At 68.0% G+C, this 12781-nt stretch carries 11 protein-coding genes and 1 pseudogene; 6 read left to right on the top strand and 6 right to left on the bottom strand.

The window, feature by feature from the left end; genetic code table 11:
- Window positions 1–315: 315 nt before the first annotated feature.
- The 3 genes and pseudogenes from OG520_RS00835 to OG520_RS00845 all read left to right on the top strand — a co-directional run.
- A pseudogene (locus tag OG520_RS00835) lies at window positions 316–1029 on the top strand (transposase); the annotation flags it as partial.
- A 117-nt stretch (window positions 1030–1146) separates the two neighbouring features.
- Window positions 1147–1995 (top strand): IS5 family transposase, encoded by an 849-nt coding sequence (locus OG520_RS00840; RefSeq protein ID WP_331748887.1) that lies wholly within the window; start codon window positions 1147–1149, stop codon window positions 1993–1995.
- A complete protein-coding gene (locus tag OG520_RS00845; protein ID WP_331737104.1) occupies window positions 1992–2408 on the top strand; it encodes a hypothetical protein in 417 nt (138 codons plus the stop codon). Before OG520_RS00840 ends, OG520_RS00845 begins: the two co-directional genes overlap by 4 nt.
- Window positions 2409–2426: 18 nt before the next feature.
- On the opposite strand, the gene OG520_RS00850 is transcribed toward OG520_RS00845, so the two are convergent.
- Both OG520_RS00850 and OG520_RS00855 read right to left on the bottom strand, forming a co-directional pair.
- A complete protein-coding gene (locus OG520_RS00850) occupies window positions 2427–2585 on the bottom strand; it encodes a helix-turn-helix domain-containing protein (RefSeq protein WP_406011774.1) in 159 nt (52 codons plus the stop codon).
- Between the two features lie 37 nt (window positions 2586–2622).
- Window positions 2623–4035: an MFS transporter gene (locus OG520_RS00855; protein ID WP_406011775.1), complete on the bottom strand. Its 1413-nt coding sequence runs from the start codon at window positions 4033–4035 to the stop codon at window positions 2623–2625.
- A gap of 61 nt (window positions 4036–4096) precedes the next feature.
- On the opposite strand from OG520_RS00855, the gene OG520_RS00860 reads away from it, so the two are divergent.
- The 3 genes from OG520_RS00860 to OG520_RS00870 all read left to right on the top strand — a co-directional run bounded on the left by OG520_RS00860 (window position 4097) and on the right by OG520_RS00870 (window position 6758).
- Complete coding sequence (locus tag OG520_RS00860; protein ID WP_406011776.1) at window positions 4097–4768, top strand: TetR/AcrR family transcriptional regulator; 672 nt, start codon at window positions 4097–4099, stop codon at window positions 4766–4768.
- A gap of 281 nt (window positions 4769–5049) precedes the next feature.
- A complete protein-coding gene (locus tag OG520_RS00865; protein ID WP_406011777.1) occupies window positions 5050–6147 on the top strand; it encodes a saccharopine dehydrogenase in 1098 nt (365 codons plus the stop codon).
- On the top strand, window positions 6144–6758 hold the full coding sequence (locus OG520_RS00870; RefSeq protein WP_406011778.1) for a TetR/AcrR family transcriptional regulator: 615 nt from the start codon (window positions 6144–6146) through the stop codon (window positions 6756–6758). The genes OG520_RS00865 and OG520_RS00870 overlap by 4 nt, the downstream gene beginning before the upstream one ends.
- A 110-nt stretch (window positions 6759–6868) precedes the next feature.
- On the opposite strand, the gene OG520_RS00875 is transcribed toward OG520_RS00870, so the two are convergent.
- The 4 genes from OG520_RS00875 to OG520_RS00890 all read right to left on the bottom strand — a co-directional run bounded on the left by OG520_RS00875 (window position 6869) and on the right by OG520_RS00890 (window position 12772).
- The gene (locus tag OG520_RS00875; protein WP_406011779.1) at window positions 6869–8179 is read right to left on the bottom strand and encodes an ISL3 family transposase; all 1311 of its coding nucleotides are present in this window, start codon (window positions 8177–8179) and stop codon (window positions 6869–6871) included.
- Between the two features lie 380 nt (window positions 8180–8559).
- Window positions 8560–8778, bottom strand: a complete 219-nt coding sequence (locus tag OG520_RS00880) for a hypothetical protein (RefSeq protein WP_406011780.1) — start codon at window positions 8776–8778, stop codon at window positions 8560–8562.
- Window positions 8779–8819: 41 nt separating this feature from the next.
- Window positions 8820–10664: an alpha-keto acid decarboxylase family protein gene (locus OG520_RS00885; protein ID WP_406011781.1), complete on the bottom strand. Its 1845-nt coding sequence runs from the start codon at window positions 10662–10664 to the stop codon at window positions 8820–8822.
- Window positions 10661–12772 carry a flavin monoamine oxidase family protein gene (locus OG520_RS00890; protein WP_406011782.1) on the bottom strand — a complete coding sequence of 704 codons (2112 nt, stop codon included), beginning with the start codon at window positions 12770–12772 and terminating at the stop codon, window positions 10661–10663. The genes OG520_RS00885 and OG520_RS00890 overlap by 4 nt, the downstream gene beginning before the upstream one ends.
- Window positions 12773–12781 lie beyond the last annotated feature (9 nt).

The following is a 12781-nucleotide window of genomic DNA, read 5'->3' on the forward strand; positions in this document are numbered from 1 at the left end:
CTCGCCGTGGACGCCCCAGACCCAGCTCGCCGCCCTGCCCGCCCTCTCCCTCCATGCTCGCTCGAAGAGATGTACTTCCGCCTCGACCCCAACCGCACCGCTGATCCATAAGCAGCCCGCTCCCCCAACGCGGGGAGCGTTTCTTGAGTCTCCCTGAAGCAACCGCCGAGCGCTAACTTAATCTTTAACCTCGGGTGTCGAATGGCTTCTCGTACTTGATCACCTGGTCCGGTAACTGCCCTGCGTGCAGGCGGCCTTCGGCTGAGCATGTGATCCGACCAAGGAACACACACGTCCAGTGCGAAGGCCGTTAGGATGAGTCTGCTGCATCGTGATGCCCGGAGAGAACCGTTGGCGGAACTGTCATGTTTCCGGGGTGAGTTCTACTCCTGTCTCACTTCTCGTTCGGGCGGGTTGTTCGAGCTGGCTGACGCTGTTCCGTGCGGCGACGGCCGGTGAGGTCGCTGGCCGAGCTGTCGCTGGTGGGCGAACACCGCCGCGGGCATGGCGGGCTCTACACGGCCATGGCTCATGGGCGGATCGATCCCGGCCGACGGCGACGGGCATTGGCCGGGGTGCCACTGCCGCGGGCTGCTGACGGCCGGGCTGTTCCTGGCCGTCTACGTCACCTGCCGGCTCCGGCCCGACGCCCACACCTCACCGGAACGGATCCAGTGTCACACCTACGGCTGGGGCAAGGACCAGCACATCCCCGTCCCAGGCCGGCCGTACTCGATCGTCTGCGCGCTCGAGCCAGGCCGCAGTTCATGGACGGCACCATTGGACGTGCTTCGTCTGGCGCCCGGGGACGACACCGCCACCATCACCGCCCGGCAGCTGCACGATCTGGTCGAGCGATTGATCACGGCAGGGCAGTGGCAGACGGGAGACCCGGACATCCTGATCGTCGCGGACGCGGGATACGACGCACCCCGCCTCGCGTTCCTGCTCAAGGACCTACCGATCCAGGTACTGGCCCGGATGAGAGGAAACTTCGCCCGACGGGCCCAAACGCGTCAGCTGATCCCGCTCGAGATCACTCAGTGGGCGGTTCGTGACTCTATGAGTGGTTCTGCTGTCGCCCGATGGTGTGGGCGAAGCCGGAACGTTCCGGTCCGGTGCCGGTGGCCTGCTGGGATCGGTGGGATGAGTGAACGCAAGCCGTACCAGAGTGACTTGTCCGACGAGCAGTGGGCGTTGATCGAGCCGGTGCTCACGGCCTGGAAGAACCGGCACCGTTCCGTGAGCGGCCACCAGGGCCGCTATCCGATGCGGGAGATCGTGAACTCGATCCTCTACCAGTCCCGGACCGGCTGTCAGTGGGCCCTGTTGCCGAACGACCTGCCGCCGAAGAGCGCGACGTACTACTACTTCGCCGCCTGGCGGGACGACGGCACCGACCAGCAGATCCATGAACTCCTGTGCTGCCAGGTGCGGGAGAGAAACCGGCGATTAGAGGACCCGACCCTGGTGATCCTGGACACCCAGAGTGTCCGGGCGGCCACCGGGGTCCCCGCGGTCACGACAGGCAAAGACGCCGCGAAACGGGTGCCTGGCCGCAAACGGGGACTGGCCGTGGACGTCCTCGGCCTGGTCATCGCCGTCACCGTGGTGGCCGCCAGTGTCCACGACAACGCCGCCGGCATCGCTCTGCTCGACCAGGTCGCCGTCGCGGCCGGCGGCTCGGTCAGCAAGGCCCTGGTCGACCAGGGCTTCAAGAACCAGGTCGTCATGCATGGGACCGCCCTCGGCATCGACGTCGAGATCGTCCGGCGCAACCCTGAGGAGCGGGGATTCGTTCCGCAGCCGAAACGGTGGCGGGTGGAGCAGACGTTCGGGACCCTGATACTGCACCGGCGCCTGGTCCGCGACTACGAACACCGCCCAGCCTCCTCCACCTCACGCGTCTACTGGGCCATGACCCACGTCATGGCCCGTCGGCTCACCGACGCGAGCACGCCCACCTGGCGCGATCCGCAGGTGATCGGCGCGTGAACCTCAACCCCCTCCTCCAGGCGCTCGACCTTCAGGAAGACGCAGTCCGGGCCCTGACCAACGATCTCCGCACCCAGATCGACACCCTTCAGACCCAGCTCTGCGAGGCCGAACTGCGTCTGGAACACCTCGCCATCACCCGCACGACCATCACCGGCCTCGCCGACCGAATCCCGGTCCAGAGTGCCGACCCATCAGGGAGTCTGGAGCTGCCCGAGCACCCGGACTACCCGCGCATCCTCACCGTCTTCAACGACACCACCGGCCCACTGAGGGCCCGCGACATCTGCCAGGCCCTCGACTTCGAACTCCTGCCGAAACACATAGAACGCACCCGCGCCAAAATGAAACGCCTGGTCACACTAGGAATCCTCACCGAGGTCGAGCCAGGAACCTTCAGCAAGAAGCAGTAACCAAGTCCGGAACGGACATCAACTCACGAACCGCCCACTCAAAGCCAGGATGGTCTTCGGCCGTCCCGGCCGGTCGGTGTCCGCCAAGCCCTCCAACCGCGACTCCATGAACGGCTTACGCCACTTGCTGACCGTCATCGCCGACACACCCAACTCATCGGCAGCCCGCGCATACACAACGTCCGGCCAGCGAGACGACTCCCGGAGGCTTGCCTCAACGGCGGGCGCGCCGCGCCGTCATCACAGAGGCCAACGGTGCGAGCATGAACAGGCCGAACATCCAGCGTGCCGTGCTGTGCAGGTCGGTGACGTCCGCGCCGTCGGAGAATCCGTTCACGTTGGCGACCATCCCGGCGAACGCCGATCCGAAGGCGGTCGCGGTGAGCTGGATCGTCGTGACCGAAGAACCGGCGAGGTCCTGGTCCGCCTTCGGCGTCAACTGCAGTACCCGGGTCAGCAGATGGGGCCATGCCATGCCGATGCCCCAGCCCAGCAGGAGCAGCCCGGCGCCCACTGTCGCGACGGTCGTGACCGCGCCCGAGTGCGCCGGGCCGGTGAAGAAGAGTACGACGAGCCCGATCAGGGAGAAGACCGGACCGGTGCCGATGATCAACCCTATGCGGTGCTGCATGCCGCTGCACGCGATCGAGCCGAGCGTCCAGCCCGCCGCCAGGACGGCGCCCAAATACCCGGCCGCCAGAGGCCCGAGCCCTTGGAGACGCTGCCCGAAGTAGGGCACGTAGACCTCGACGGTACTGGAGAGCACCAGCAGGGCCATGGTGACGTAGACGAGCCGCAGCCGCGCGTCCGGGCCGAATGCGGTGGCCGGGATGAGCCGGAGCGTCGCACGCCGCTCACGTCGCAGCCAGGCGACCAGGAGCAACGTGGCTGCCAGGAGACCGGCGGCGTTGACGGCGAGCCGGGACGAGATGCTGGCTGCGGAGATGAGCAGCACGGCCAGGCCGAGCAGGCTCACGCTCGCCCAGGGAATGCGCGGGGCCGACTCCCCCGCCGTCCCCTTGGGCAGTCGCATCGCGCCCCAGAAGGCGAAGAAGAGCAGGAACGGCAGAAGCCCCCAGAACGCGCCGCGCCAGACGTCGAGTTGGGCGAAGAAGCCGCCGAGGGCGGGGCCGACGAGCGTCGCGACGCCCCACATGGCGGAGACGAGTGCCATGGCGCGTGGCCACAGTGCCTCGTTCAGCGTGATGCGGACCATGGCGTAGGAGAGAGCGAAGAGCAGGCCGCCTCCGATGCCCTGGATGAGGCGTCCGGCCAGCAGGACGGGCATCGTCGGGGCGAGCGCGCAGACCACCGTTCCGGCCGCGAGCAGCAGTGTCGCGAAGCGGTAGCTGGAGCGCGGGCCGCGGGCTCCGAGGACGGCGGAGGCGGCCGTCGACCCGAGCACGGACGCGAACACGAAGATCGTGGTGGCCCACGCGTACAGGTTCGATCCGCCGATGTCGGCGATGACCGACGGCAGGATGGTGGCCGCAAGGTAGACATTCACAGCATGCAGCGCGACTCCGGCCGCGAGCGTCGCCGCGACCGCCCCGTGTTCGCGGCCGAGCAACGCTCCCCATCCGGCTGGTGACGGTGACGCAGTCGGCTCTTCACTTCTGGTGGTCACACGCTTCCCCTCCGAGAGATTCATTACGTGCCGGAACGTAATATAACACTAGACTGGTGGGATGGTTGAAGCGAAACATGCACCCAACAGTCGGGCCCCGGGCGGTCGCCCGCGCGACGCATCCATCGACCAGGCGATCCTCGACGCGGTGCTCGATCTCCTCGACGAGGTCGGGTACGCCCGGCTCACCGTGGAGGCCGTAGCACGGCGCGCCGGCACCACGAAGCCGGCCGTCTACCGGCGCTGGAGCACCCTGCCCAGCTTGGTGTTCGACGCCCTGACCGCTCGCCTGGGCCATCTCAAGCCCCCCGCCACCGACTGCACGATCTGCGACCTCAGTGACGCGATCAAGCTGTACGTCGCCGCATTCCAGCGCATGCCACCGGACGCACTCGCCTCACTGCTCGCCGACTACGGCGACGATCCACAACGCCGCGAGACGTTCATGGCCGCCCTCTTCGATCCGCCCCGGATCGCCGTCGGGCAGGCCCTCGACGCCGCCATCGCGCGGGGCGACCTGCGCGACGACGTCGACCGGGACCTGCTGCTCGACCTGCTCGCCTCACTGGTCCACTACCGCGCCTTGTTCGGCCACGCCGTCACCAGCGACGACGAAGTGGAGCAGGCTGTGCACACCTTGCTGCGGGGCGTCGCGGTCGACTATCCGAAGCTGGTGGAGATCAGCCGCAAGAAGGACGGAGATCCGCAGATCCACCACCGCCACAGGGAGTGACGCGGGCCACCCCGAGCTCCGCCGTGTCCCAGTCGGCGGACAGCGGCCGAAGATCAGGCCGCCCGTCTCCTCTCCCTTGATCCATGTCTGATCCACGCCGCCTCACGGTGAACGCCCCTCGAGTGCAAGGCCGAGACGTCACAGCAGCACGGCCGAGCCGTCCTCGCGTGACCCGACAAGTCATCGCCGACGCGGTCAATGAGCGAGGCGGATCGGTCCCGAGTGCTTCCAGCACACCCCTCCCGCGGCATTCTTTGGTCGCTTGACCTATATTTGTTGTCATGAATGACGAACTCATCTTTGACGCCGGCGGACCTGTGCTCCTGGTCGGCGGATACGGCACGGTCGGCGCGGAGCTCGCACGGATGGCGGCCCCCTCGTGGCCGCTGATACTGACGGGACGGACCGTGCAGCGCGGACAGCGACTGGCGGACGAGACGGGCGCGGAACTGCGCACCTGGGACTTGGCGGATCCGGCACCGTTCCGGGCGGAGATCAGCGCGGTCGTCACCGTGGTCAACGATCCGGACGACCGGGTGCTGCGCGCCGCGATCAGCGGCGGGGTGCCGTTGGTGGACGTCACCCGCTGGACCACGCGGTTGCAGCGTGCGGCCACCGTCGCGGCGCTGGCGGGCCCCACCGCACCGGTACTCCTGTCCTCCGCGTGGATGGGAGGTGTGACCAGCCTCGTCGCCGCCTGTCTCGGCGACCGGCTGGGCGGCGCGGACACGGTCGACGTGGCCATTCGCTGGGACCTCGCCGACCGGGCGGGCGCGGACTCGGTGGAGTTCATGGACCGTCTCGGACTGGACTACGAGGTGATGCGGGACGGGCAGCGGCACACGGTCATGCCGCTGAGCGATGCCGGCCGCGTCCGTATCGGGGAGACACTCACCCGGGTCGCCAGGATCGACACCCCCGAGCAGTTCACCCTCCCCCTCACCCTCTCGGCGCAGACCGCAACCACCCGGATCGGCTTCAGCTCGCCCGCGTCCACGGCGGCCCTGCTGGCCGCAAAGCGGCTCGGGTTCTTCCGCTGGGGCCGCGGCGAGTGCTTCACCGGTGCACGCCGCGGATTGCTGTACGCACCCGGCGAGGGAGGCACGGCTCAGCTCCGCATCGATGTCACACGTGGGGGCGACACCCTCTCCGCGACCGTGACCGATCCGGCCGGGCAGGCCCACCTGACCGCCCTGGGCGCCCTGATGGGGCTGCGTCGGGTACGGGGCGAAGACGGCGCCCCTGCACCGAGCGGCGTGGTTTTCCCCGAACAGCTCCCGAATCCGCAGAACGTGCCGTCGGACCTCGCCGCGCAGGGCGTCGGCCTGAATGTGCTCAGGGCTGTGCGCGACGAACACGCAGAGGGCCGGGCGGCATGAGCGACCGGTCCCCGGAGCAGGAGAAGCGCACGGCAATCACGACCAAGGGTGCCCAGCGGCGCGCTCTGATCCTGGACGCCGCCGAGCAGATTCTCTTCGAGTCCGGGTACGGCGAGCTGACCATGCGGGCGGTGGCGGCCACGGCACAGACGCGCCTGGGGCACGTCCAGTACTACTTCCACTCCCGCACCGAGTTGATCGCCGCCGTCCTGCGCCGCACCCTGGACCGTTCGCTCGACAGGCTGGCCCCGTTGTTCACCGACGCGACCGAGCACACTCCGCCGGACGCGGAGGGGCTGGTCCGTCAGCTTCTGGCCGAGCACGATGATCCGCGACTCGTACGGGTCTACGCCGAGTTGTGGGCACTGGCGGGCCGTGACGAAGCCGTCGCGACGGTCCTACACACCTTCTACGGCGATTACCAGGACCATGTGGCCGGGTTCCTCCGCGCCCGCGACCCCGCTCTCCCCGACACTGTCTGCCAGGCACGGGCAAGGGTTTTCACCGCGCTGATCGAAGGAGCGGCGCTCTTCCGGTCCGGCATCGCCGCCCAACGCACCGAGGCCGCCGACGCGGAACTCATCAACACGGCCACCGCCTTGCTCGGCTGACGGCGCCCGTGGAAGAGCGCGGTGGCACCGGCGTGTGGCTTCGTTCACTTCCAGCGGTTCTGGCTCAACTTCCGGGCTCTGTCGCCATTTTGGGGGTAGCAGCTGGTTGATCACGGTGAGAGCAGGATGCGCCGTCGTAGGAGATCGAAGTTGGCTCGGCCGTACATCTGTCTCTTCAGCAGCTTGATCCTGGTGACGTTGCCTTCGACTGCTCCCGAAGTGTAGGTGGTGGTGAGGGCAGCCTGGATAGCTGCGTGGTCGCGTCGCATGCCGTTGGCCAGGGTGCGGAGTTCGCGTTGGCCGTCGAGGCGGACGTCGGCGATCCAGACATCGAGGGCCAGGTGTTCGCTGCGTCGTTCGCGCACCATGAGTGCAAGACGGCGAGCGTATGTGGTGGTCGTGGCCAGCGCAGGACTCCGCTCGCACAGTTCGGTGAGGCATTTGCGCTCGGTGTCTGTGAGGCGCTCGGGGCGTCTCATGATCCAGTCGGTGACCCGACGGACGGTCATGTGGGGCAAGGGAGCGGTTTGCGGGATCGTGCCGTTTCGGTAAGGCTTCAGGTGCCGGCGGACGGTGTTGACGTCGCCGCGATAGCCGAGCTGCTGGATCTCCCGGGTAAGAGCGGAGGCATTGGTGCAGCCCTCCATCCAGCGGTGGTGCAAGTAGAGGCGGTAGTCGTCGATCAGCGTAGGGCGGTGGGTAGCGGCGAAGAGGAGTTCCGTGACGTCGGCGGCCCGTGCGAAGCGGTTGACCGTGCTGCGGCTGAGGTGGAGATCGCGTGCGATGGCACGGAGGCTGTCGCCACGTTCGATGCGTTCGTGGACCTGTAGGTGGCGTTCACGAGTGCGGGCGACCAGAGGCCGCGGCCGCCCATGGATGTCCAGCTCCGCGCGGCCTGGGTTCTCCTGAGTCTGGCCGTCTTCGGTCCGGTCGTCGTAGCACGTGAGGCGTTCTCGCAGGACGGCGCAGTGTCGGCCCACGACGCGTTCGACTGCTTCGGCCAAATTGTGCAGTAGGTGCCAGGCGTCGGCCACCTGCCGGGTCTGCGGAGCACCCGCTTGGGCTCCGTCGCGGAAGGAGCCGGCGCGGTCGCGGCAGATCATCCGCACCTCGGGATGATCTCGCAGCCAGGACGCGAAGGTGCTCGCAGCGCGATCGGCAAGCACGTCGACCGGACGGTGGGTGGACATGTCGATGAGGATCGTCGCGTAGGTCCGTCCGCGTCGCACGGCGAACTCGTCGACGCCGAGAAGCGGGACCGGGCCCGAGGACGGGAGCGGCAGCGCGCGGATCAGCCGGAGCAGAGTGTGTGGAGGGCTGACGGAGTGTGATGTCGGTGGTGTGTGGTGGGATGGCCGGGCTCTACTGCCGTGGCCTGCTGGGAGCCCGCATTGATGTCCGTGTACTCGACTCTGAGCCAAGCCCTGACCGAAGCCTTGGTCGACGTCTTGTGGTTCGTCGAGGGCAGCGAAGACGAGCAGATCGATCCGGACGACGCGGTCAAGGTCCGGGAGGGTGTCGCGCCCACTTGGCCGGCAAGTTGTCGAGCGGCCAGCGGAGCGAATTGATCGACCTGCTCGGGATGACGGCCGAAGCGGAGTCCGACCTCGTGCGGCGGGAGTTCTTGGAACTGTCCCCGGAGGGCTTCGGGCTCCTTGACCGTGTGGTCTTACCTGTGCTTCACGAGTAGAGCAGGACGCGTTGACGGAGTAGGGCGAAGCCGGCTGGGCCGAACGTCTGGCGTTTGAGCATCTTGATTCGGTTGACGTGGCCCTTGCCGACGCCTATCTCCAGGGCAGGGTCAGGCCGACGACGACAACGTCGCGATCGTGGCCCGCGGCGAGGGTGCGGAGGCCGGACAGGTCGTCTTGGCGTACGGCGTCGAGCCACTCGGGGAGCCGTTCGCCTTGGCTAACTCAGGCCGGGTCGCGAGCGGTTCGTCGTGGAGCCGACGGGCGGCGCCGGTCCTGCGCCAGGGAGTGCGGACCATCAGTTCGCTGAGCGCGGACGCAGCGCGCACCGGCCCTGTTCCTTGGACCGGGGCCGGTGCGCGTACGGCGGCTATTTGCACTTTTCGTCGATCTTGTACTGGAGTGCCCGCGGGTAGTCGTGCCGGTTGAGCCGGACCCGGACCAGGATCGGGGCGTGGTTGATGTCACTGCCCGGATCGGCGATGTCGAGCAGCAGTGACTCCAGCTCGGTGTGGGTGGTGAGCTCCCGCCCGTGCATCCGGTCCTTCTCCGAGCCGAAGACCTCTGCCAGCTTCTCGTACTGCCACGGGTGCAGCACGTTGTAGAAGTCGGCCCCGTCGGACGGCTTCTCCTTGTAGTAGCAGGGGCTGACCAGCATCTGCTCGATACCGTAGAAGCCCTCGTTGTCCAGGACGAAGACCACCGGCCGCAGGTGGTGGCGCACGTGCGTGGACAGCTCCTGGCAGGTTTCCTGGAACGATCCGTCCCCGACGAACACCAGCGGCCTCTTGAGCGGCTGCTGGCGGGCCAGCGCCACCCCGGTGGCCGCGCCGACCGAGTAGCCGATGGACAGCCAGCTGTTCTGCGCCACGAAGCTCGCCCGCTCCGCCATCTGTAGATTCATCGAGCCCAGCAGTGCGAACGCTGCGTCCGAGACCACCGTGAACGGCGAGGTGGCCTCCGGGCCGTCGCCCTGCGCTTGGCTCAGCAGGAAGGCGTTCATGTGCTGGAAGAACCCGTCGTACGTGAGCTCCTCGGGGTAGTCCGTGCTGCTCAGGCCGGTCAGGAAGGCGATCGTGCTCGCCGGGACCTGCCGGTCCTTGGCGTGTGCCAGCGCGAAGAGGTCGGTTTCGAACGCCCGCTTACCGAAAGCGACACCCAGCGCGTCCCGCAGTGCCGGGACGAACCGCGCCAGCTGGACGTCCGGGAAGTACTGCGCGCCGACGCTGACGCCCTCGTGGGCGGCCACGATCCAGTCGTCGCCGATCGACTTCTCGCCGCCGAGGTTCTTCGACGTCGACCAGGTGCCCAGGCCGATCCGGCACCCGGCGGCCTTGAAGGCCTTGCGCACCTCCGGCAGGCTCGCCTTGCCGTTGTAGACGCCTGTGAAGCCCGGGGTGTTCTCGGAGACCACGGACTTCGCGCCGACGGTGGTGCAGAACGGGATGCCGGTCAGCTGCACCAGCGAGACCAGCTCCCGCTCCAGCCGGTTGCGCTCGATCTCCTCGCCCGCCCACAGCACCGGCGTGCCGAGCCGTTCGACCAGCTGCACCGAGGCCTCCACCGCCTTGGCGAGCATTTCCTCGTTCTTCTTGGTGAACGGCCTTTCCTGACCACGGAGTTCTCCCTGCGGCTCGGCGCACGGGGCATTCCAGAGGTCGTCCATCACCTCCAGATAGACCGGCCTGCACTCGGTCAGGCCGGCGATGATCGCGCTGTCGATCTGCGAGGGCGCGAGCCCGGGGTTGGAGATCACCTGCGCGTCCACCGTGACCTGCCGGTAGACCTCCAGATTGCTCTCCCGGCGCTGGCTCATGTGCGAGGTGAGCAGACCGACCGCCTGGTAGTTGAGCCACTGCTCGTACGACGGCGCCGCGTTGATCGCGATCACCGGCACGTACTCGACGTAGGCGCCGCCGATCGGGTTGAGCAGGCTGAACGCGCCCACGCCGTAGGTGACCGCGACTGCGGCGACGCCCTGCTCGCCCTTGGCGAGGTCGGCGTCAGCGGCCCGCACCCGGGCGTAGGCGTCGGCGGCGTAGCCGCCACCGATCTCGGTCGGGGTGCCGACCCAGCGCACCCCGGTGGTGGCGTGCATGATCGTCAGGAACGGGCCGAGGTGGTCGCCCGGCACCCCGAACAGGTGCCGGATGCCCAACTGCTCAAGTCTCGTGGCCAGGTAACGGCCCACCGTCCATTCGCCGTTGCCGCTCATCCGCTCAGCACCTCCGCTCTGCGTGCGCGTCCGGCCCGCACCTCTGGAACGAACTCCGGTTTGGCGCGGGGTGGTGGTGTGGGCGCCTCGTGCACGGCGATCGCCGCGCGGACGGCGGTCTCCACCGCGCCCTCGATCCAGGCGTGCTTGAGCGAGACGTGCTCGCCGGCGAAGTGCACCGGGCCCTCCGGCTTGACCACGTCGAGGTGGAAGCTGGTCATCTGGTGCGGGGTGTACACCGCCGCCTCGCCGAAGGCGTACGGGTCGCGCAGCCAGCTCTGGGTCTGGCCATAGCCGGTGTAGAACACCTCGATCCGCCGGCCGTGCACCGACTGGAGGTTGCGCAGCGCGTACACGTACCGCTCGGCGTCGGCCATCGAGTCCCAGCGCACCGCGTCATCCGACCAGCTGTAGCTCGCCAGCACCACGCCGCCGCCGTCGCTGTCGGGCACCGGGTGCGAGGGATAGTACATGAAGCGGTTCGGGTTGTCGGTGGTCGAACCGCCGCCGAAGCAGTTGGTGGCGGGGCGCACGCTCGCCCGGCGCAGCGGGGTGTGCCGGAAGACCTCCAACTGCTCCTGGCTGATCCGGCTGGAGTCCACGCTCCGGTGGGCGCCGAGCAGCACCCTCGGTAGATTGGGCGGTGGCCGGTGCCCGTTGTGCGCGGCCAGCGCGGCCGCCTCGGCGTCCTCCTCGCCAGCCCGCTGGTAGTACTCGTACAGGCCGGGCTCGATGGAGTCGAGCTCGTCCTTCCAGTCCGCCTCGGTGAACTCCCACCACCGGCGGGAAAACTCCAGCAGCACCTTGGTGGCCTGGTCGTAGTGTGTCTCGATGATCGCCCGGCGCTTCTTGTACGAGTACGGGGGTGAGACCTGGACGAACCGCAGCGCCGAGAACGGGACGGTGACGATCGCGAAGTCACCCTTCCAGACCGAGGGTTCGGCTTCTGGGTCGCCCTCGGGCACGGTGTGGACGGCGACCTGGGGCCCGTTCGGCCCGACGTCTTGGCCGGCCCCGCCGTCGCGGCGCGGATCCCAGTACTCCATCCGGATCATCCGCTCGCCCATTTCAAGTTCGTCCTGGAGCTCATCGGCGAGGGCGTAGGGCAGCTGCCAGCTGCCGCCCTCGATCTCCCAATAGGTGGCGTCCGGGTTGATGTCGCTGCGGCCCAGGAAGGTGTGGAAGAAGGACAGGTGCAGCCGCGAGGTCATGTTCTCGATCGTGCCGATCGCCTCGATGGCCTCGTCACTGAAACCCGCGTACTCGCGCAGGAACCGGCCCATCGAGTAGCCGTCGAAGTCGCGGATCACCCGGGCCCAGCCGTCCAGCCACTCGGCGAACGGCTTGCGCACCCGCTTGCCGTTCTCGATGTACGAGTAGTAGTCGCGGACCGGCTCCAGCGCCTGGTTGACCATCTCGCCGGCTGTGATCCGCACCTCGTCGCCGGTGAGGTGGAAGCCCTCGTTGACGCTGCTCGGGTCGGCGGCGTACTCGCTGCGGCGGGCCTGGATCCGGTTGGTGCGGATCCAGCTGTTGAAGCGCTTGACCGGCTCGCGGAAGTCCGGGCTGTCCTCGCCGTACTTCCAGACCTTGCCGTCCTCGAAGGACTCGTAGACCACCGGCGGGACGGGCGTGTTCTGGTTGCCGGTGTCGGGATCGACGTCGACGTTGCAGAACAGCTGCCGTTCCAGGCCGAGTCTGTCGACCAGGGCCAGGGTGAGCGGGTGGAAGCTGGGCAGCCGCATCGCTCCGGCCTCCCCGTACTGCACCGGGTCGTAGAACGGGCCGTCCTGCTCGTCATCGGTGGAGCGGAAGGTCTTGATCCGCCCGCCGACCCGGTTGGCGTTGGCCTCCAGGATGGTGACGTTGTGCCCGGCGTCCTTGAGTAGCTTCCCGGCAACCAGACCGGCGATCCCGGCGCCGACGATCAGCACGTCCTTGGGCTCGTCGGTCTCCGGGATTCCCTCCTTGATCAGGATGTCGAGGTAGCGCAGCTTCAGGTCCTTGTCGTCCGGACCGACCAGCAGCAGCTCGCGGGCCAGCTGCCAGCAGGTCTGCTGGCGGGCACGGTCGTTGGCCGTGCCCTCGTCGGTGGGTCTCTCGTTCATGGCTTCTCC

Origin of the sequence: Streptomyces sp. NBC_00984 (assembly GCF_045162475.1) — a bacterium.
Taxonomy (GTDB): domain Bacteria; phylum Actinomycetota; class Actinomycetes; order Streptomycetales; family Streptomycetaceae; genus Streptomyces.

Bases quoted from the DNA above. Each gene is read 5' to 3' on its own strand.
- OG520_RS00865 (WP_406011777.1), top strand. From the start codon at position 5,050: ATGAATGACGAACTCATCTTTGACGCCGGCGGACCTGTGCTCCTGGTC.
- OG520_RS00885 (WP_406011781.1), bottom strand. From the start codon at position 10,664: ATGAGCGGCAACGGCGAATGGACGGTGGGCCGTTACCTGGCCACGAGA.
- OG520_RS00860 (WP_406011776.1), top strand. From the start codon at position 4,097: ATGGTTGAAGCGAAACATGCACCCAACAGTCGGGCCCCGGGCGGTCGC.
- OG520_RS00870 (WP_406011778.1), top strand. From the start codon at position 6,144: ATGAGCGACCGGTCCCCGGAGCAGGAGAAGCGCACGGCAATCACGACC.
- OG520_RS00840 (WP_331748887.1), top strand. From the start codon at position 1,147: ATGAGTGAACGCAAGCCGTACCAGAGTGACTTGTCCGACGAGCAGTGG.
- OG520_RS00890 (WP_406011782.1), bottom strand. From the start codon at position 12,772: ATGAACGAGAGACCCACCGACGAGGGCACGGCCAACGACCGTGCCCGC.